This window comes from uncultured Flavobacterium sp., assembly GCF_963975005.1.
Classification (GTDB): Bacteria; Bacteroidota; Bacteroidia; order Flavobacteriales; family Flavobacteriaceae; genus Flavobacterium.
Map to the genome: position 1 here is coordinate 1 of NZ_CAXBFR010000024.1, position 19452 is coordinate 19452.

Sequence of the window (19452 nt, forward strand, 5' to 3'; positions counted from 1 at the left end):
ACTCAAAGCTGAGGCACTATAAGACATCGTATCAGAACCATGTAAAACAACAAATCCATCAAAAAACTCATACTTGTCTTCTATAATTGAAGCTATATTTTGCCAATCTTGTATGCTGATATTTGATGAGTCTAAAGGTTCATCAAATGAAACTGTATCAATTTCACAATCTAACAATTGCAATTCTGGAATTCTTTTTAATAATTTTTTAAAATCAAATGCTTTTAAGGCTCCTGTTTCATAGTCTTTAATCATACCAATAGTACCACCAGTATAAATAAGTAAAATTTTAGGTTTAGACTGTGGCATTATTGTATTTCAATTTGTTTACAACTGGATTAGCATACATAGCTAAAAATCCTTCTTTTAACACAACTGAATTGTCATCTATTCGCAATTCTAACCTTCTTTGAAACAATTGTTTTTCTTCTAATGTATATTCTTTTTCAAACTGATTGGTGTTGTATAACATATCATAAGCAATATAATTAGTAGGCCACAATTTATAAGACTTTAAAATTGAATCATCAACTTTTAGGGTTAACAATTGAATTTGCTTATTTGGGTTTTGCTCAAGAGAAACAACTTCATCTATTTCTGAATCTAAAATATCACCAATATGGATATGAATTCTTTTCTTTTGTCCGATAATTCCACTTAATAAAGTAATAAAATCTTCATTTTTCTCCTTAATATATATCTCTTGTTTTGCTTCTGCTAAAAGTTGCGGCATTTTCAATGCATCTGTTGGGTCATATTCATACGAAAGTGAAACAGGAACAATTTTAATTTTCTTAAAATAATTCATAATATTTTTCTCATCAGAACCCATCGAAAGCATCTTTAAAACACCTGAATGAGTAGCATCGTTTCCATCTTTTGTTCTTCCTTCGCGTTGAGCAATCCAAACTGAACGATTTTCATGCAATAATAGCTGAGAAATATATTCTGACAAGTTTTTAGAACTTTCCAGCAACTCTCTTGGAGAAAGCCCTCTTTGAACTACAAAATTTCTATTTAGTTTTGAAAGGGTGTGCAAAAATGCTTTTTTGACTAAATTATCACCAATAGCTGAAGCAGTCATTACTAAGCCATGATCAAATAATGCCAAATTTAATAAAGATGTATCTAAAATTATATCTCTATGGTTTGAAATAAAAAGATACGCAGTGTTTGGTTTTAATTTTTCAAAACCAGAAGTTGTTAATCCATCTGAACTTTTTTCTAAAACTTTTTGTACAGATTTATAAATAAAATTACACTGAAAGTCTCTAATAGAATGTGTTTCAATCAACTTAGCCTTCCAAACTTCATCCTCTACACCTGGAAAAGTAAAGTCCATTAACGCTTTCATCATAGGATGATTTAATGAAGATTTTAAAGCATTGTTTACTTCACTATCATAAAAAGGTCGAATAGCATCAAACTTTGACATGTATTAATTTTAATTTTAAGAAAGCAAAAGAACAAAAAAATAATGAATTTAAAGGCAATTTTTACTTAAATCCCAAAAACAGCTTTAGAATTTTTGGTTGTAATTATAGCAATTTCTTCAACTGAAACCTTATAAATATCTGCTAATTTCTGAGCTACTAACAACGTATAACTACTTTCATTTCTTTTTCCACGAAAAGGAACTGGTGCTAAATAAGGTGAATCCGTCTCCAAAACAATATGTTTTAAATCAATTTGGTTAAGAAATTGATCAATTTTTCCGTTTTTAAAAGTCGAAACTCCTCCAATTCCTAATTTCATTCCAAGTGAAATAGCTTGATGTGCTTGTTCCAAACTACCTGTGAAACAATGAAAAATTCCGAACAACTTATCTTCTTTTTCAGATTCTAATACTTCGAAAACTTCTTCAAAAGCATCACGACAATGAATGTTTATTCCTAAATTATATTTTTTAGCTAATTGAATTTGATGTTTAAAAGCTTGTTGTTGTTGTTTTAAAAATGTTTTGTCCCAAAACAAATCAATACCAATTTCTCCAATGGCATAGAATTTTCTTTTTTCCAATTCAGCTTCAACGTGAGCTAATTCGTCTAAATAATTTTCTTTGACATAAGTTGGATGCAATCCCATCATTAAAAATATATTTTCAGGAAATTGACTTTCCAAATCATACATTTTTAAAGTATAACTAGAATCAATAGAAGGAATAAAAAAACGAGAAACTCCAGCATCAATTGCTTTTTGAATGACTTGCTCTCTGTCTTGATCAAATTCTTCTGAATATAAGTGTGTGTGCGTATCTGTTAGTATCATTATGTGTTTTGCAAGTTGCAAAAGTACAATTAATCTAAATCATCTAAAAGTTTTTTAGCTGAACTATACTTTTCTGAATCTTCTGTAATTTGTTGAAGATATTTTTTTGATGCTTCATAATTCTTTTGTTTCAAAGATGATAAAGCTAAATACCAAATGGCATCTTCTTTATAAACTGAATTTCCTTGACTTACATTTTCTAATAAAATTTTTGCTTTTGAATAATTATCAGTCTCAATTAAACTAATAGCGAAATATAACTGAATTTCTGGATTGGTTAGATTTTCTATTTTAGCAAAACTTTCAGAAGCTTTTTGATAATCTTGTGTATTGAAATAATCTTGTGCAGCTTTTAAATAAAGATTTCCTTCACTTCTTTCTATAAATTGAGCATCATTGTGATTGTTGAAATCAGAATAAGAAGGATTTCCATTATTATTTAAAAACCAAATTCCGATAAAGACAACCAACATTGCTGCAATGGCAAACCATTTTGATTGTAACGATATTACTTTTGATTTCTTTTTAGGAGTATCTGAAAAATAATTTTCAGAAATAGACTTTAAATTTTCTTTGAAATCATCTGTTTGTTTAGAAAATTTTACCTCTAAAAACTGAGTTGTTTCTTTGTAAAGTTCAAATTGCTTTTTGATTTCTTCATCAATTTGAAGTTGGTTTTCAAAAGCGTTTTTCTCTTCGAATGACATTTCATTATTGAGATAATTTTCAAACGCTATGTATAATTCTTCTTGCATCACTTTAGTATTTTAAAGATTGGTATCTGTTTGATTGTTGAATAAGTTCTGTCAATTGACCTGTACAAATGGATTTTTTCTTTCTCACATAAGCATAAGTCACGTTCATTTTACTAGCCACTTCTTCCATCGTTTTAGTTACAAAACTCAATTTCAAAACTTCTTGGCATTTTTCTCCTAATTTTTGAAACATTTCGTCAAATAAGGATTGTTTCTAGTCTTGAACTTCGGTTTCGATAGCTAATTTTTCAACGTCTTTGTCTATAGATACATTTTCATCTTTAATTGTTACCTCTTTATTAGAAGATTTTTTTAATTCATTTAGCCATTTTCTTTTACATAATAAAAAAAAGTAAGCATCAAAAGGACATGTTAATTCTAACCCTTTTGTTTTAGCTTGATTATATATTGTAATTAATACTTCTTGTATTACATCTTGCGCTTCATCTGCACTTCCACTATTCATCTTTATATAATAAGTGACTTTTGGTGCAAACTTTTTATATATAGATTCAATGATTGAGGAATTATTATTAAGTAAGCCGTCAATATAAACTTGATCTTGATGTAAAATTTTTGAAGCCATAAAGTCTTTATTTATTAGCTAATATAAAAAGAATTAAAAAATTATTTGATTTAATGGGTAACAATTTTCAAAGCTACTTTATATGTAGATGTAATCGTTCTTCAAAATTTTGTTTTTAAAATGTTATCCAAAAGAAATTTAAAAAAAATCAAAAACATGGGTAACAAATTAAAACTTGAATTGATATAACGATATAAAACAAAAAATAACATTAATAATAAAATTTAGAAATCATGAGAAAATCAATCTTCACAATCGCAATTTTAGCTTTATCATTTGTAAATGTTAACGCTACAGAAGTAACAACAACTTCAAACAATTTAGAAATCACACCTTCAATGTCAAGAGAAAATATCGTAGAAATTTATGACTGGAGTGTAAAAACAGTAACCGGAAATTATGCTGGAACTGCAAATTCTTTAGAAGAAGCTCAAAAAATGATACTACTTGTATCTGCCGGTGAAATTATTTTAGACAAAAAAATTGAAACATTCTTTCAACTTAAAAATGAGGTTTTAAATTCTAACTTAAGATTATTCTTTTGGGAAGTTGAAACTTCGAACGGAAAAGCAAAAGGCTATTCAAGTTCAGAAAGTCAAGCTAAAAAAATGATTGAACTTGTAAGTACAGGAGACATTTTAAACTTTAAAATAGTAGTTAAAGCTGACTTTAAATAAAAAAACAAATCAACTGGGTAACAAATACATTATCCAGTTGATATATTGTAAACAATAAAAAATAATACTTAAACTTTAGAAATTATGAAAACAATGAACACAAAAAACGTATTAATGGCAAACAGATTATTTATAATGCTTTTTGCTTTTGCAATCACCTTTACAAGTTGTAATTCTGATGACGATTCAACTTCTCAAAACTATGTTCCTTCTTCAACTGCATTTAATTCTATTAGACAAGCTGCTTTAGAAGATATGACTCAAACCTTTCAAATTGATGGTGCAAGCGGAATGACAACTTTAACTTCCGCAAATGGTGTAGAAATAGACATAAATGCTAACTGTCTTACTTTAAACGGAAATGCAGTAACAGGACAAATTGATATTGAATATGTTGAAGTTTTTGATGGTGGACAAATGCTTGTTACCGACAAAACTACAATGGGAAAATTACCAAATGGAGATATGGCTATGATAATTTCTGGAGGTGAGTTTTATATCAACGCTACAAAAAACGGACAACAATTGGATTTAGGTTGTACAATGAATTTAAGAATCCCAGCTAATTTAACTGCACCAGATAATGATATGGTTTTATGGAATGGAACTGTTGACAATGAGGGAAATTTAGATTGGGAAGAAGAAGTTAACACAGTTGGTCAAGGAGGAGTATTCTTAGAACAAGGTGCAGGTGGTGGACAAACTTACTTTGCTTTCTTTAATAGTTTTGGATGGACAAATGTGGATAAATTTTATAATTATGTTGGATTAAAAACTCAAATTTTAGCGGCTGTTCCTTCTGGATATAATTTTCAAAATAGTGCCATTTATTTACATTATGATGGTGAAGGAAATGCCTTAGCAAAATTAGATACTTATGATGCAAATACTGGATTGTTTTCAGAGCATTATGGTCAAATACCTGTTGGTTTAGCATGTCATATTATTTTTGCTACCGAAGAAAATGGTCAATGGAGATATGCAATCAAACCCGTAACAATATCAGAAAATGCTGTTTATACATTTACTATAGCTGAAACAACTGTTGGTTCTGAAGCACAACTTATAGCTGCTATAAATGCCCTACCATAAATTTAGTTCTGTTTTGTTTTTTGGAGAAAGTGATGATTTACTCATCGCTTTTTCCTATTTTTATAACTTAAAACCTAGAAGTCATGTTAAGAATTAGCACGTTACTTTTATTTCTGGTTTCATTATTGAGTTTTTCTCAAACAAAACCACTTGATACAACTTCAAGAAAAGCAACTATTATTCCGATTCAAAATAATAATTCTTTTACTTTTAAATCCGAAAAACCACTTTTAAATCAAATTGCAGGTGCTCCAAAAGCATTTTATAGTCACTATTGGGAATTTGGAGATGGAAATTTTTCTACCAAAGAAGAACCAAATCATACGTTTAAAGAAGCTGGTGTTTATGAAGTAAAACTTTGGGCAACCAATAATTATGACTCAGGAAAAACGCCAACAACTCGACCGCAAAAAGTAAAAACAAATGATAAGGCTGATGCTACTGATAATGAAATTCAACTTATGGATGATAATATCATTTTAAGAAGAAATCGTGAACCTTTGCCTGATGAAGAGTTTGTAGTAATATTAAGTTATAAAAACGAAAAAGACTACGTAACCAATGGGAAAATTTATTTTTATTACAACGAAAAAGAGTTTAAAAATGACAATTTTGATTTAATAGAAACCCGAAATTATCACAACGAAAATGTAGAAGAAATTTCAAGTGATTTAGTTTATAGTGAAGATTTTGACTACAACAATTCAAGTTATGCTTCAATTGAAAATTTAATGTATTCTACTGCTAAATTTCAAGACACAACTATTAGAAAAAATCTAGCAATTTCTCTAGAAGAATCTAAACAAAAATTTAAGAAAGGAAAAACCATTACGTTCAATAATATGAATCCAAATGAGCAACGAAATATCTTTTTTACTTTAAAAACAACTCCAGAAATGATTAAAGATACGAGTGCTATTTTAAAAGTACGTAGTATTTATGTGCCAGATTCTAATTACGAAAATCACAAAATAAAAGACATGGAAATGGAAATTGTTACTTCTCATGATCCAAACAAAATGTCAACAAATGGTTTGTTTATCAATTATAGATTGGTTCGCTTTAAAAGAGTAAAATTCAAAACGCGTTTTCAAAATAATGGTGAAGGACCAGCCACAATCATTCGATTAGAAACTGATGTTCCTGATATGTATGATAAATCTACTCTTCAAATTGAAAGTATGTATCCCGAATGCCCTATTTGTCCAAAAAATCAAGAAGTTCGTTACAGTTGTTTAGATACCATCGTGACTCAAAAACAAATAATCTTCACTTTCAAAAATATTTATTTACCTGGAAGCGAACAAAAAAATGTAACCGAAAAAGATTCAACCAAGGGTTTTGTAAAATACAGTTTAAAGTTTGGAAAAGATTTTCATAAAATTAAAACCAAAAGTAGAACAGCCATTATCTTTGATAAAAACGATCCAATTATTACTAATTATTCTGTTACGAGATTCAATCCTGGAATTTCAATTGGTACAAAAACGGGTTATAATTATTTTCCTAAATTAGAAAATGCAAAAAGTTATTTTGTAGGTGCAACAATTTCACCCTATAAATCTTATCGTTGGTATTGGCAATCTGAATTACTCTTTAATAAGTTAGATTTTGATGAAGCTACATTAACATCAGATTTAAGTCAAGTAAATTTTAATCCCCCAATTCAAAATCCAGACGGAACGGTTTCTGATATTGGTTTTGAAAGAAAAACTACTACAAGTCAAACCAATAGAATAGTAACGGATATTGTTCCTGTTTCACTGAGATATAATGTAAATAATTATATAGGAATTGGATTTGGTCCGCAATTTTCTACAACATTATCCTCAACAAAAGAAACTAGCGAAACCTTTCAATATTATCAAGCTATTCAAAACACAACTGGTTTTGTTCCTGATGCTGAAATTCCACAATTGAAAAGAGAAATCAACACTTCAACCAAAGAGAAGACTCGAGTACAGACACAATTATTCGCTGATGTAACACTCGGTTTTGCGAGAATTGGTCCAAGTGTAGGAATAAGATATTATAAAAACTTTAAAAGCGATTTTGATTCGTGGCAATTCTATGCAATTTGGAAATTTTAAGATATTTTTTTTAATCTTCTTCATTACTTCTATTAGTTTTTCTCAAACTTTAGAAGACCAAATCTATGATTCCGTTGATGGTTTTGTTGCCAATCCAAATAAAAAATCTTTAGAAGTTTTAAATAGAAAAGAAAAGGAATTTTCTACTAGAGTAAAATCATTTGATGAACAACTCGCTTTAGTGATTTTTTATTGCAATAAAGGTTCTTTTGAAATGAAAAGTAACTTCGAGAAAAATGCTCTAACTTCTTATGAAAAAGGATGGAAACTATTCGACAAAAACAAACTTTCCAATTATGATATTGTAGAATATTGTTTGAAACCATTAGGAACTATATACACCAAATCAGGCAATTTTACTTTAGCTGAAAACATTATTAAAAAATACATTTTCATTGCCGAAAAAGAAAACAATCAGGCTACCATTATTTCGGGTTACATTAATTTATCTATTGTTTATAAAAGCATTGGAAAACATCAAACTGCAATTGATTTGCTTCAAAAAGTTTCCAAAAACAAGGCTGTTTCATCTGTTCAAAGCAAAAGAATTCAAGAAGAAATGGCTGTAAATTACATTGTTTTAAAAAAGTATGAAAATGCTAATCAATTACTTCAGAATTCTGATGAGGATGAATATCAAAATTTAAAAACCAAATCATTTTTATCTATTCAAAACAACAAAGTTGATGAAGCAATAAATTACTTTGAAAAAGCAAAAACTGCCTTTTTTAAGAATAAAAATTTCACGGCAAGAGAAGTTGCCAAAATGTATGTGGATGAAGCTTCTATTTATCAATTTTTAAAACAGGATAAGAAAACGAAAATGTTACTTTCTAAAGCATTACAAACGTTATTGCCTTTAGAAAAAAAAATGTCTTTGCCAGAAAAAAATAGTTTGTATGCAGAAAATACGTTTCTAGCTATTTTTGATGGAATGGCAAAATTAGAAACGAATTCCAAAAAGAAAATCGATTATTACAACTTGAGTTTTTATGTCAGTGATTTGATAAAAGACAATATTGTTTCACAAGAATCTTTAATTATTCAGCAATTTAATGATCGTAAACGAACCGAAAAATGTCTGCAAATCTTTTGGAACGAATATCAAAAATCAAAAGATAATTCTTGTATTGAAAAAGCATTTTTATTTGCCGAAAAAAGTAAAAATATTGTTTTAAAAGATAAAAATCAACTGAAAATTTTATTGGAATTACATCCAAAAAACAAAAACTTACTACTTCAAAATCAACTAACTTCCCAACAAGAAACGTTAATTAATAAGTTAATACGATTGCAAATAACAGGTGAAAATCCGAACGAAATTGAGACAATAAACTCTAAATTAGCTTCAATTAGTATGGAATTGAAGAGTTATAATGAAAAAATTCAAAAGCAATTTAAAAAAGACATAAATAAGTCATTTGAAATCAATACTTTATATGATAAAATTAAAAAAGATAAAGCGCAATTGGTTTATTTCTTTTGGGGAAATGAATCGGTTTATGAATTTCAAATAATTGATAAAAAAATCTCTTGGAATAAGATTATTATTGATAAAGCCTTTGCTTCAACATTAAAGAATTTTATTCACTCTTTTGATGATGCATCAGTTATAAATAATGACATAAATTTGTTTACCAAGATAAGTTTTAAATTGTATGAAAATTTAAAATTACCTAACTTACAAAGAAATAAAAACACCATAATTATTCCAGATGGATTATTGAATTTTGTTTCCTTTGATGCATTGGTAACTCAAAAAACAACTTCCAAAAATTATAGTAAAATTCCGTTTTTAGTATTTCAGAATAAATTAGCTTACCAAACGAATGCAACATTTTATATAGAAAATATTCCGAAAGAAAAGCAGAATACGATTGTTGGGTTTTTCCCTGTTTTTGAAAACACAAATGCCGAATTATTATATTCCAAAGAGGAAGCAAAAGCATTAATTCCTTTCAATGCCAAATTATTTATGAATGAAAATGCTTCTAAAGAAAATTTCTTGGAAAATTGCAGCAAGTATAGCATTTTACATTTATCAACTCATGGAACAAGTGGCACATTTAATGAACCCGCAACTTTGGTTTTTTATGACGATTTAATGCTTATTCAAGAATTATATGCTTTGGAAAATTGCCATCCACAACTAGTAGTTTTAAGTGCTTGTGAAACTGGAATTGGGAAACTGCAAAAAGGGGAAGGGGCTATGAGTATTGCAAGGGCTTTTCAGTATGCTGGAGCAAAAAACATATTATTCAGTTTATGGAAAATTAATGATTTTGCAACTGCACAATTAATGACTAATTTTTACGAAAACTTTAAAAAAACCAATTCTTTTTTTGAATCCAACTACCTTTCAAAAATGGATTATTTAGAAGATAATGAGATTTCAAACACTAAAAAATCACCTTATTATTGGAGTTCGTTTGTCTATTACGGTGCTGTTGATTCTGAAACAAATAATTATTTTTATTACTTGCTTTTTGGAGGAATTCTAATTATTATTTTACTTTTGATTTATGGAAGAAATTCAAGAATTTTTAAAAGGAAAAAAATATAAAAAAATAAAGTTTAAAGTTTTAAAAACGCAACATTTATTAGTAACTGCCAAAATAAACAACATCAAAGGAACATTTATTTTGGATACCGGTGCAAGTAATAGTTGTGTAGGATTTGATGAAATTATTAAATTCGAATTGTTTGCAGAAAACTCCGAAACAAAAGCTGCTGGTGCTGGTGCCACTGGAATGCTTACGCAATTATCTAAAAAAAACAAATTGCAAATGGGAAGATGGAAATCAGAAACTTTGAATTTAGTAGTTTTTGATATGAGTCACGTTAATGAAGCCTTAGTAAGTTATAAAACCAAACCTGTAAATGGAATCATCGGTGCTGATATTTTATTAGAGGGAAAAGCTATTATTGATTATGCCAATCATTATTTATATTTGAAATAGATTTAAAACCAAATAAAAAATCCCAAACTCAATTAAGAATTTGGGATTTTTTTATATTGAACTTTAATCTACTATAGTTCTAAAGCTTTCTTAGGATTATTGTCTAATAATAATTCCATTGGGTTTTCTAATGCTTCTTTAACAGCTACTAAGAAACCAACAGACTCACGACCATCAATAATTCTATGGTCATAAGACAAGGCAACATACATCATTGGATGAATTTCAACTTTTCCATTCACTGCGATTGGACGATCAATAATATTGTGCATTCCTAAAATTCCAGATTGTGGAGGATTGATAATTGGCGTAGACAACATACTTCCAAAAACACCACCATTTGTAATAGTAAATGTTCCACCAGTCATGTCATCAACCGTAATTTGTCCATCACGAGCTCTTATTGCTAATCGTTTAATTTCTGCTTCAACACCTCTAAATGTTAAGTTTTCGGCATTTCTAACAACCGGAACCATAAGCCCTTTTGGTCCAGAAACTGCAATTGAAATATCTACAAAATCATAAGCAATTTTATAATCACCATCCATCATTGAATTCACATCTGGATATAATTGTAAAGCTCTTGTAACTGCTTTTGTAAAGAATGACATATATCCTAAGCCAACACCATTGTGCTTAGCTTTGAATTCGTCTTTATATTGATTTCTAATAGTATTAATTGGTGTCATGTTAACTTCGTTAAAAGTCGTTAACATAGCGGTTTCATTTTTAGCAGCTACTAATCGTTCAGCTACTTTTCTACGTAACATTGATAATTTAGTTCTTTCAGAACCACGAGAACTACCTGTTGGAGTTCCCATTGAAGGCACAGCATTTACAGCATCATCTTTAGTTATTCTTCCACCTTTACCTGTTCCAGCAATATCAGTAGATTGAATATTTTTTTCATCTAAAATTTTTCTTGCTGCTGGAGAAGGGGTTTGAGAAGCATACGTTTTCTCAGCAACTGGTGCTGCTTTTGGCGCTTCTGTTTTTTTCTCTTCTACTTTTGCTTCAGTTTTAGCTGGTGCATCACCTGCTGGTTTTGCTGCACTTGTATCAATTAAACAGACAACTGCTCCAACTGCTACTGCATCTCCTTCTTCGGCTTTTAGTGTAATAATTCCACTTTCTTCAGCAGGTAACTCTAAAGTAGCTTTATCTGAGTCAACCTCAGCAATAGCTTGATCTTTTTCTACGTAATCGCCATCTTGTACTAACCAAGTTGCAATTTCTACTTCTGTAATTGATTCTCCCGGTGATGGGACTTTCATTTCTAAAATCATATTCTTTTAGTTTAAAAGTTTACCCTTTTAATTAATTAAGGGCTACGTTTGTGTTGTTATTTTTATTGAAATAATGCTTTATCAAAAATCATGGCAATAGCATTCTTTTGACGTTTTTTAGAACGTTCGTAACTTCCTGCTGCTGGTGCACTATAAGCTTTTGGTGATGCTAAACGAAGTTTAACTAGGTCAAAATTCATTAACATAAAACTATAAGCTCCCATGTTTTTAGGTTCTTCTTGAGCCCAAACATAGTCATCAACATTTGGATAGCTTGCAATAATTTCTTTTATCTGTTCAATGGCTAATGGAAATAATTGTTCTAAACGAACTACTGCAACATCCTTTCTTTCCAATTCTTCTCTTTTAGCAATAATATCGTAATATACTTTCCCTGTACAGAACACTAAAGTTTTGATAGTTTTCTTATCAGCTACATTTGGATCATCTAGTATTTCCTGAAATTGACCATTTGCCATATCATCAGCTGTTGAAACTGCTAACGGATGACGTAACAAACTTTTTGGTGTAAACACAATTAATGGCTTACGGAAATTTGTTTTCATTTGTCTTCTCAACAAGTGATAAAAATTCGCTGGAGTTGTACAATCTGCAATATACATATTATGTTTTGCACACATTTGCAAATAACGTTCCATACGTGCAGATGAATGCTCTGCTCCTTGGTTTTCATAACCATGAGGCAATAATAATACTAATCCATTTTGGTTATTCCATTTGTCTTCTCCAGCAGAAATGTACTGGTCAATCATAATTTGTGCACCGTTAGAGAAATCTCCAAATTGTGCTTCCCAAATGGTTAATGTATTTGGTGATGCTAGAGCATAACCATATTCATAACCCACAACTCCATATTCTGAAAGGTGTGAATTATAAATGTAAAAGTTTCCTTTTTTATCTTTTATCTTGTCAATTAAAACTACTTCTTCTTCTGATTCTTCAACTTTAAGAACAGCGTGACGGTGAGAGAATGTTCCTCTTTCTACATCCTGTCCAGTGATACGAACATCGTATCCTTCTGTAACTAAAGAACCATATGCAAGTAATTCACCCATCGCCCAATCTAAATTATCCGATTCGAAATACATGTTCTTTCTATCGTTGATAATTTTCTTGATTTTACTAATGAATTTTTTGTCTTCTGGTAATTCTGAAATGGTTTTAGCAATCTCAGTCAATTTAGCTTTATCAAAAGTTGTATTATATTTTTTAAGCATTCCATCATCTGAAACTTGCTCAAATCCTGTCCATTCATTTTGCATAAATGGAGTAATAACTGTTAAATCTTTCTTACGAGACTCTTCTAAGCTTTCATCTAATTTTGCTTTATATTTTGCTTCTAATTGTTTAACATATCCAGCATCAATAATACCCTCTTGTCTTAATTTTTCGGCATAAATATCTCTTGAGTTTTTCTGTTTTGCAATAGCTTTATATAAAATTGGCTGGGTAAATTTAGGTTCATCACCTTCATTATGACCATATTTTCTGTATCCTAATAAATCGATAAAAACATCAGAACCAAATTCCATTCTATAATCTAAAGCAAACAACATTGCATGAACGACCGCTTCTGCATCATCTGCATTAACGTGAAGTACCGGTGACAATGTTACTTTTGCAATATCTGTACAATAAGTAGATGAACGAGCATCTAAATAATTTGTAGTAAATCCAACTTGATTGTTTATTACAAGATGAATAGTTCCACCTGTTTTAAAACCATCTAAATTAGCCATTTGAATAATTTCATAAACAATTCCTTGTCCAGCAATTGCAGCATCACCGTGAACGGCAATTGGCAATACTTTTGAAACGTCATTTGGAAATAATCTATCTTGTTTAGCTCTTGTAATTCCTTCGATAACTGCACCTACTGTTTCAAGGTGTGAAGGATTTGGAGCCAAGTTTAAGTTTATTTTTTTACCTGAATTAGTACTTCTTTCTGAAGTTAATCCTAAGTGATATTTAACATCTCCATCAAAAGAATTATCTTCATCATAGTCTTTTCCATCAAATTCAGAGAAGATGTTTTGAGTGTTTTTTCCGAAGATATTAGCTAAAACATTTAAACGACCTCTATGTGCCATTCCCATCACAAACTGCTCTACTCCTTTTTCTGCAGCAGCCTCAATTAAAGCATCTAGAGCAGGAATAGCAGATTCACATCCCTCTAAAGAAAAACGTTTTTGGCCTACATATTTAGCATGTAAAAAAGTTTCAAAAGAAACAGCTTCATTTAATTTACCTAAAATATTCTTCTTTTGATCTGAATTAAAATTAGGTTGATTGTCATTTATGTCTAACCTATTTTTTATCCAACTTAATGCTTTAGGCTCTCTAATATACATGTACTCAACACCTATGGATTGACAATACACATTATTTAGATGTTTTAAAATATCTGTTAAAGAACTTGGCTGCATGTTAATCATCTTCGCTGCATCGAAAACAGTGTTTAGATCAGCGTCTGAAAGGCCAAAATTTTCCAAAGCTAAAGTTGGACTATAAGTTCTTCTGTCTCTAACAGGGTTGGTTTTTGTAAATAAATGACCACGGGTTCTGTAGCCATCAATTAAACGTAAAACATTAAATTCTTTTTCTGTTTTACCAGAAATAATAGTCTCAGAAAAATTACCATTAGTAATTTCTTGAGCTACATTTTCGGAGCCGTAATTTGCTTGCGCAAAGTCAAACCCTTGGAAAAAACTTCTCCAACTCGGTTCAACACCATCTGGATTTTGTAAATATTCTTCGTATAAATCGGCAAAGAAAGCCGTATGTGCAGCGTTTAAAAAGGAAAACCTATCCATATTGTGGTCTTAAAAGACGTTTTGGTTAAATAATTAGACAAAAGTACAATAATTGCAATTATATTTTACTTATTTTTGGATACATTTATGAAATAATTTGCAAATTAAGTATAGTAATCCTTTATCGGAAGATATAATTGCTAAATCATTAAAAAAAATACAAATGAAATTTAAATCACAAAAAATCATTGGTTTATTTGCCCTAATAATTACATTATTTACATTTCAGGAAAATTTTGCGCAAGAACCTGTTGTGAAAAGCAAATTTTGGAGTAGAGTACAATTTGGAGGAGGACTTGGATTAGCGTTTGGCAACAATTCAACTAATATTTCGGTTTTGCCAAGTGCTATTTATAACTTTAATGAAAAAGTAGCTTTAGGAGCTGGACTTCAATATAGCTATATCAATCAAAAAGATTTTTACACAAGTCATTTGTATGGAGGAAGTATTATTGGATTAGTGAATCCAATTCAAGAAATTCAATTATCAGTTGAATTAGAAGAATTAAGAGTAAATACTGATTTTAATAATCCTAGCTTTATTAATGATAATTATTGGAATACAGCCTTGTTTTTGGGAGCTGGTTATAGAACAAATAATGCTACAATTGGTATTCGTTATAATCTTTTACATAACGACAACAATAATATTTACACAACTGCTTTTATGCCTTTTATTAGGGTCTATTTTTAAATTATGAATCTTATTTTTTCGACAAAGAACTTTATAATTTTTTCATCAGCTTTTGTTATATTTACTATAATTGGAACATTGTCCCATGAATATGGCCATATTTTGATTGCTAAAAGTTTGGGTTATGAAACTAAACTTCATTATGGAAGCATGAATTATCAAAAATATAACACAAATATTAATGATTCAATTATTGAAATGTTTGAAAGGAATAAGTTTGAAATCAAAAATAAAAAGGCCTTTCCTGAAAAAATAAAATTTTATACTTTAGTAAATAAGCAAGAGAAAGATTCTTTTCTAGTTACAATTGGCGGTCCAATACAAACTATGTTAACTGGAATCATTGGATTTCTATTTCTTTATAAAAGAAATAAAATGAGTAATATTAATTTTTCAAAAATTGATTGGTTTTTTGTATTTCTATCTCTTTTTTGGATGAGACAAATTTATAATCCTACTTTTTCTATTTTAAGAAGACTTCTTAAGTTAAAAGGAAGTTATTTTGGCAGAAGTGATGAAACTCAAATTGCTGAATTTTTAAACATTCCAAAAGGTACATTTGATGTAATATTTGGTCTTAGTGGATTAATTATTTCTCTCTTTGTAATTTTTAAATTTATACCACTAAAATATCGTTTAACTTTTGTTATTAGCGGATTGATTGGAGGTTCGCTTGGATTTTACATTTGGATGTATAAAATTGGACCTATAATTTTGCCCTAATACTTATTCCTAAACCAAACCTTCTGCCATTCCCTTTTTAAGATTAAAAAAGTGACTTGCTCGGCTAATTGAATTAAATCTGAACCATCTAATTTTTTAATCTGTTCTTCTGAAACATCAATTATATAAAGAAGATTTAGGTATTCTGCGAATTTGAATTGAATTAATTTAAGAATTTTTTCATGAACTCTTTCTTTAAAGTGTAATGGAAAAACATCTAAAGGGATATCTATAGCTTCATTAGCTAAAGCAAAATCTTTATTGGTTTGTTCGATTAATTTAAAATATAAATGCTCTTCCTCTGCTTGAGAAATTAAAGAGTCGATATTTTTTGGAAACTCAAACATAGAAATCTAAACGTTACGATTCATTAATTTTTCTCCGAAAACATATAAGATTTGTTTCTTTTCTTCTGAAATTTCCATTTTTTGAAGTGTTTGAAATGCTTTTTGAGTATATTCTTTTATCGCTTCTTGTGTGGCCATACTTGCTCCAGATTCATTAAAAACTGTTTTTACAGTTTCTATTTTATCCAAATTATCTTTAGGTTGAATTGAAAACAAATGCATTAACTGTTCTTTATCTTCCTTCGCTCCAAATTCCAAAGCCTTTAAATATAAGAATGTTTTTTTATTTTCGATGATGTCACCCCCAATTTGTTTTCCAAAAGTTTCCGGATTTCCAAAAGCATCTAAAAAGTCATCTTGTAACTGAAATGCAATTCCTAAATTCAATCCAAAATCATAAATTAAATCAGCATTTTCTTGAGATGTTTCAGCTACAATTGCTCCCATTTTCATCGCTGCACCAACTAAAACAGCTGTTTTATATTCAATCATTTTAAGGTATTCTGAGATAGTAACATCATCGCGCGTTTCAAAATCCACATCATATTGTTGTCCTTCACAAACTTCCAAAGCTGTCTTGCTAAACAATTTGGCTAAAGCTCTAAAAACAGTTGGTTCATATTCTTCAAAATATTGATAAGCTAAAATAAGCATAGCATCACCTGATAGAATTCCGGTATTGATATTCCATTTTTCATGAACCGTTATTTTACCTCTCCTTAGTGGTGCATCGTCCATAATATCATCGTGAATTAATGAAAAATTATGAAAAACCTCAACAGCTGTTGCTGCTTGTAATGCTTTTTTATAATCACAATCAAAAATTTCTGCAGCCATTAGTGTCAAAACTGGACGCATTCGTTTTCCACCTAAACCCAAAATATATTGAATTGGTTGATATAAATTTTTAGGCTCTTTTTCTACAACTAATGCGTTAAAATGTGCAGAAACGACTTCTTGATATTCTGAAATGGAATGCATTTTTTTAAAATTGGGTTATTAAACAGCACAAAAGTAAAATAATTATAACGAATAATCACTTTATAAGGCTATCAATAATGCTAATGTTTCGTAAATGTTAAATTTTGTTAAAAACTTTGGAAACTTTTTTTGTATTTAAAGTTTCCGTTGTAAGTTTGCACTTGAATTATTAAATATGAACACACAATAATGAAAGACCAAATTTTAAATAAAGCAACAGATATGTTTCTTACACTTGGATTTAAAAGTGTAACGATGGATGATATTGCTAGCGAAATGGGTATTTCTAAAAAAACAATTTACCAGCATTTTTCTAACAAAGACAATTTAGTTAAAGATGTTACTACTAATTTGTTCGAGAACATCTCTTGTGGAATTGACGAAATTATTTTAGCTGACAAAAATCCAATTGAAGAACTTTTTACCATTAAAGAGTTTGTGATGCAACATCTAAAAGATGAAAATACTTCGCCTATTTATCAACTGCAAAAATATTACCCAAAGATTCACAAGTCATTAATGATTAAACAATTTGATAAAATGGGGACTTGCGTAATTGATAACTTAGAAAAAGGAATTCAACTTGGATTGTTTAGAAAAGACATTCACAAAGAACTAATAAGCAGGTTTTATTTTGCAGGAATGACTAGTATAAAGGATGCTGAACTTTTTAACCCCAAAGAATTTAGTTCAAAAACAGTTCAATCGTGTTACTTAGAATATCACTTACGAGGAATCTGTACTCCTAAAGGAACTATACAATTAGAAACAATAATAAACATCAATAAATAAATAACAAACAATACCTAATGAGACAAACAATAATAATAACGTTTTTATTATTTGCAAGTTTAATGAATGCTCAAGAGAAAAAAGAAACCTATTCTTTTACATTAGATCAAGCTATTGAACATGCTCTTAAAAATAATTACAAAGCTATAAATGCTTCGAAAGACATTGAGTCTGCCCAACAAAAAAAATGGGAAACAACTGCTGCAGGTTTACCTCAAATTAATGCAGGTTTAGATTACACAAACAACTTTAATTTTCAAAAACAAGGTATAACAGGAAATGCTTTTGGTCCTTCAACTGGTGGTGATCCAAATGCAGTTTCAACTATTGCTTTTGGGACTAAACATAGTATGAATGCTAGAGCAACATTAAGCCAATTAATTTTTGATGGTTCTTATATTGTTGCATTACAAGCTTCAAAAACGTATTTGCAATTTTATCAAAATTCAAAATTCAAAACGGATAATGATATTCGTGAAATGGTTACGAATTACTACGGAAATGTATTACTTGCTCAAGAAAACATTTTAATTCTAGAAAAAAACAAGGCTACCCTTGAACAAAATCTCTTCGAAACAAAAGAAACATACAAGAATGGATTAATAGAAGAAGAAAGTGTAGAGCAACTTCAAATTACTTTAGCTTCTGTGAACAGTAGTTTAAGTAACGTAACTCGTTTGATTGACGTTTCTAATAAAATGCTAAAAATTACGCTAGGAATTGACTTCAACGATGAATTAATCTTAACGGAGAAACTAGATGATTTGACTACAAAAAATGTTGACTTATCATTTGGTGGAGATTCGTTTAATGTATCAAATAATATTGATTATAGAATTGCTGAAAACTTCAAAGAACAAAGAAGATTAGAATACAAATCTCAAAAGGCAACGGCACTACCTACTTTAGGAGCAAATTTTAACTTCGGATATAACTCTTTTGCTAATACTTTCGATTTTTTAAAACAAAATCAAGCATGGAATAATTATTCAAATTTAGGAGTAAGTTTAAATGTACCCATCTTTAGTAGTTTTGGAAGAAAAGCTAAAAATCAACAAGCTAAAATTGCTTTTGAACAAGCAGAAACACAATTAACTGAAGCAGAACAAATGATAAAACTTCAATATGATTCTTCAAAAAGCGAATATGAATATAGTATTGAACAATATGCAACTTCAAAATCAAATTTAAATTTAGCAGAACGTATTGAAAAGAAACAGCAAGTTAAGTTTAAAGAAGGAATCTCAACTAGTTTTGAATTTACAGAAGCCCAAAGACAACTTTACACAGCACAACAAAATTATCTTCAATCTATGATTGATGTTATCAATAAAAAAACAGCTTTAGACAAATTAATAAACAAATAA

19 protein-coding genes are annotated in these 19452 nt (G+C 29.4%); 9 read left to right on the top strand and 10 right to left on the bottom strand.

What is annotated here, in order from left to right; translation table 11 throughout:
• From AACZ53_RS04695 to AACZ53_RS04720, 6 genes are all read right to left on the bottom strand, one after another.
• Positions 1 to 309 (bottom strand): asparaginase (locus tag AACZ53_RS04695; RefSeq protein WP_339835172.1); only part of this gene is annotated, 309 nt, incomplete at its 3' end.
• On the bottom strand, positions 296 to 1435 hold the full coding sequence (locus AACZ53_RS04700; protein ID WP_339835174.1) for a 1-acyl-sn-glycerol-3-phosphate acyltransferase: 1140 nt from the start codon (positions 1433 to 1435) through the stop codon (positions 296 to 298). The genes AACZ53_RS04695 and AACZ53_RS04700, both read right to left, overlap by 14 nt.
• A gap of 65 nt (positions 1436 to 1500) precedes the next feature.
• On the bottom strand, positions 1501 to 2268 hold the full coding sequence (locus tag AACZ53_RS04705) for a TatD family hydrolase (protein WP_339835176.1): 768 nt from the start codon (positions 2266 to 2268) through the stop codon (positions 1501 to 1503).
• Between the two features lie 29 nt (positions 2269 to 2297).
• Entirely contained in the window at positions 2298 to 3023 is a 726-nt protein-coding gene (locus AACZ53_RS04710; protein ID WP_339835178.1) for a tetratricopeptide repeat protein, read from the bottom strand.
• Between the two features lie 4 nt (positions 3024 to 3027).
• On the bottom strand, positions 3028 to 3216 hold the full coding sequence (locus AACZ53_RS04715; protein WP_339835179.1) for a hypothetical protein: 189 nt from the start codon (positions 3214 to 3216) through the stop codon (positions 3028 to 3030).
• A gap of 21 nt (positions 3217 to 3237) precedes the next feature.
• Positions 3238 to 3609 carry a sigma factor gene (locus tag AACZ53_RS04720; RefSeq protein ID WP_339835181.1) on the bottom strand — a complete coding sequence of 124 codons (372 nt, stop codon included), beginning with the start codon at positions 3607 to 3609 and terminating at the stop codon, positions 3238 to 3240.
• Between the two features lie 233 nt (positions 3610 to 3842).
• On the opposite strand from AACZ53_RS04720, the gene AACZ53_RS04725 reads away from it, so the two are divergent.
• The 5 genes from AACZ53_RS04725 (at position 3843) to AACZ53_RS04745 (ending at position 10428) form a co-directional block, all read left to right on the top strand.
• Positions 3843 to 4286, top strand: a complete 444-nt coding sequence (locus AACZ53_RS04725; RefSeq protein ID WP_339835183.1) for a hypothetical protein — start codon at positions 3843 to 3845, stop codon at positions 4284 to 4286.
• Between the two features lie 93 nt (positions 4287 to 4379).
• Positions 4380 to 5378: a hypothetical protein gene (locus AACZ53_RS04730; protein WP_339835185.1), complete on the top strand. Its 999-nt coding sequence runs from the start codon at positions 4380 to 4382 to the stop codon at positions 5376 to 5378.
• Positions 5379 to 5461: 83 nt separating this feature from the next.
• A complete protein-coding gene (locus AACZ53_RS04735; protein WP_339835186.1) occupies positions 5462 to 7468 on the top strand; it encodes a PKD domain-containing protein in 2007 nt (668 codons plus the stop codon).
• Positions 7449 to 10031, top strand: a complete 2583-nt coding sequence (locus AACZ53_RS04740) for a CHAT domain-containing tetratricopeptide repeat protein (RefSeq protein WP_339835188.1) — start codon at positions 7449 to 7451, stop codon at positions 10029 to 10031. The genes AACZ53_RS04735 and AACZ53_RS04740 overlap by 20 nt, the downstream gene beginning before the upstream one ends.
• Complete coding sequence (locus tag AACZ53_RS04745; protein WP_339835190.1) at positions 9991 to 10428, top strand: retropepsin-like aspartic protease; 438 nt, start codon at positions 9991 to 9993, stop codon at positions 10426 to 10428. Before AACZ53_RS04740 ends, AACZ53_RS04745 begins: the two co-directional genes overlap by 41 nt.
• A 71-nt stretch (positions 10429 to 10499) precedes the next feature.
• On the opposite strand, the gene odhB is transcribed toward AACZ53_RS04745, so the two are convergent.
• Positions 10500 to 11714 carry a 2-oxoglutarate dehydrogenase complex dihydrolipoyllysine-residue succinyltransferase gene (gene odhB / locus AACZ53_RS04750; RefSeq protein WP_339835192.1) on the bottom strand — a complete coding sequence of 405 codons (1215 nt, stop codon included), beginning with the start codon at positions 11712 to 11714 and terminating at the stop codon, positions 10500 to 10502.
• Between the two features lie 62 nt (positions 11715 to 11776).
• Positions 11777 to 14548 carry a 2-oxoglutarate dehydrogenase E1 component gene (locus tag AACZ53_RS04755; RefSeq protein ID WP_339835194.1) on the bottom strand — a complete coding sequence of 924 codons (2772 nt, stop codon included), beginning with the start codon at positions 14546 to 14548 and terminating at the stop codon, positions 11777 to 11779.
• Between the two features lie 163 nt (positions 14549 to 14711).
• Here AACZ53_RS04755 and AACZ53_RS04760 point away from each other — a divergent pair, with 163 nt between their 5' ends.
• Positions 14712 to 15242, top strand: coding sequence for a hypothetical protein (locus tag AACZ53_RS04760; RefSeq protein ID WP_339835196.1), 531 nt, complete (start codon positions 14712 to 14714; stop codon positions 15240 to 15242).
• A 3-nt stretch (positions 15243 to 15245) separates the two neighbouring features.
• Positions 15246 to 15965: a hypothetical protein gene (locus tag AACZ53_RS04765; RefSeq protein ID WP_339835198.1), complete on the top strand. Its 720-nt coding sequence runs from the start codon at positions 15246 to 15248 to the stop codon at positions 15963 to 15965.
• On the opposite strand, the gene AACZ53_RS04770 is transcribed toward AACZ53_RS04765, so the two are convergent.
• Both AACZ53_RS04770 and AACZ53_RS04775 read right to left on the bottom strand, forming a co-directional pair.
• Positions 15962 to 16312, bottom strand: a complete 351-nt coding sequence (locus tag AACZ53_RS04770; protein WP_026717568.1) for a hypothetical protein — start codon at positions 16310 to 16312, stop codon at positions 15962 to 15964. The genes AACZ53_RS04765 and AACZ53_RS04770 overlap by 4 nt on opposite strands.
• A gap of 6 nt (positions 16313 to 16318) precedes the next feature.
• The gene (locus AACZ53_RS04775; protein ID WP_339835201.1) at positions 16319 to 17293 is read right to left on the bottom strand and encodes a polyprenyl synthetase family protein; all 975 of its coding nucleotides are present in this window, start codon (positions 17291 to 17293) and stop codon (positions 16319 to 16321) included.
• A 189-nt stretch (positions 17294 to 17482) separates the two neighbouring features.
• Here AACZ53_RS04775 and AACZ53_RS04780 point away from each other — a divergent pair, with 189 nt between their 5' ends.
• Complete coding sequence (locus AACZ53_RS04780; protein ID WP_339835202.1) at positions 17483 to 18085, top strand: TetR/AcrR family transcriptional regulator; 603 nt, start codon at positions 17483 to 17485, stop codon at positions 18083 to 18085.
• A 17-nt stretch (positions 18086 to 18102) separates the two neighbouring features.
• Positions 18103 to 19452, top strand: coding sequence for a TolC family protein (locus AACZ53_RS04785; protein ID WP_339835203.1), 1350 nt, complete (start codon positions 18103 to 18105; stop codon positions 19450 to 19452).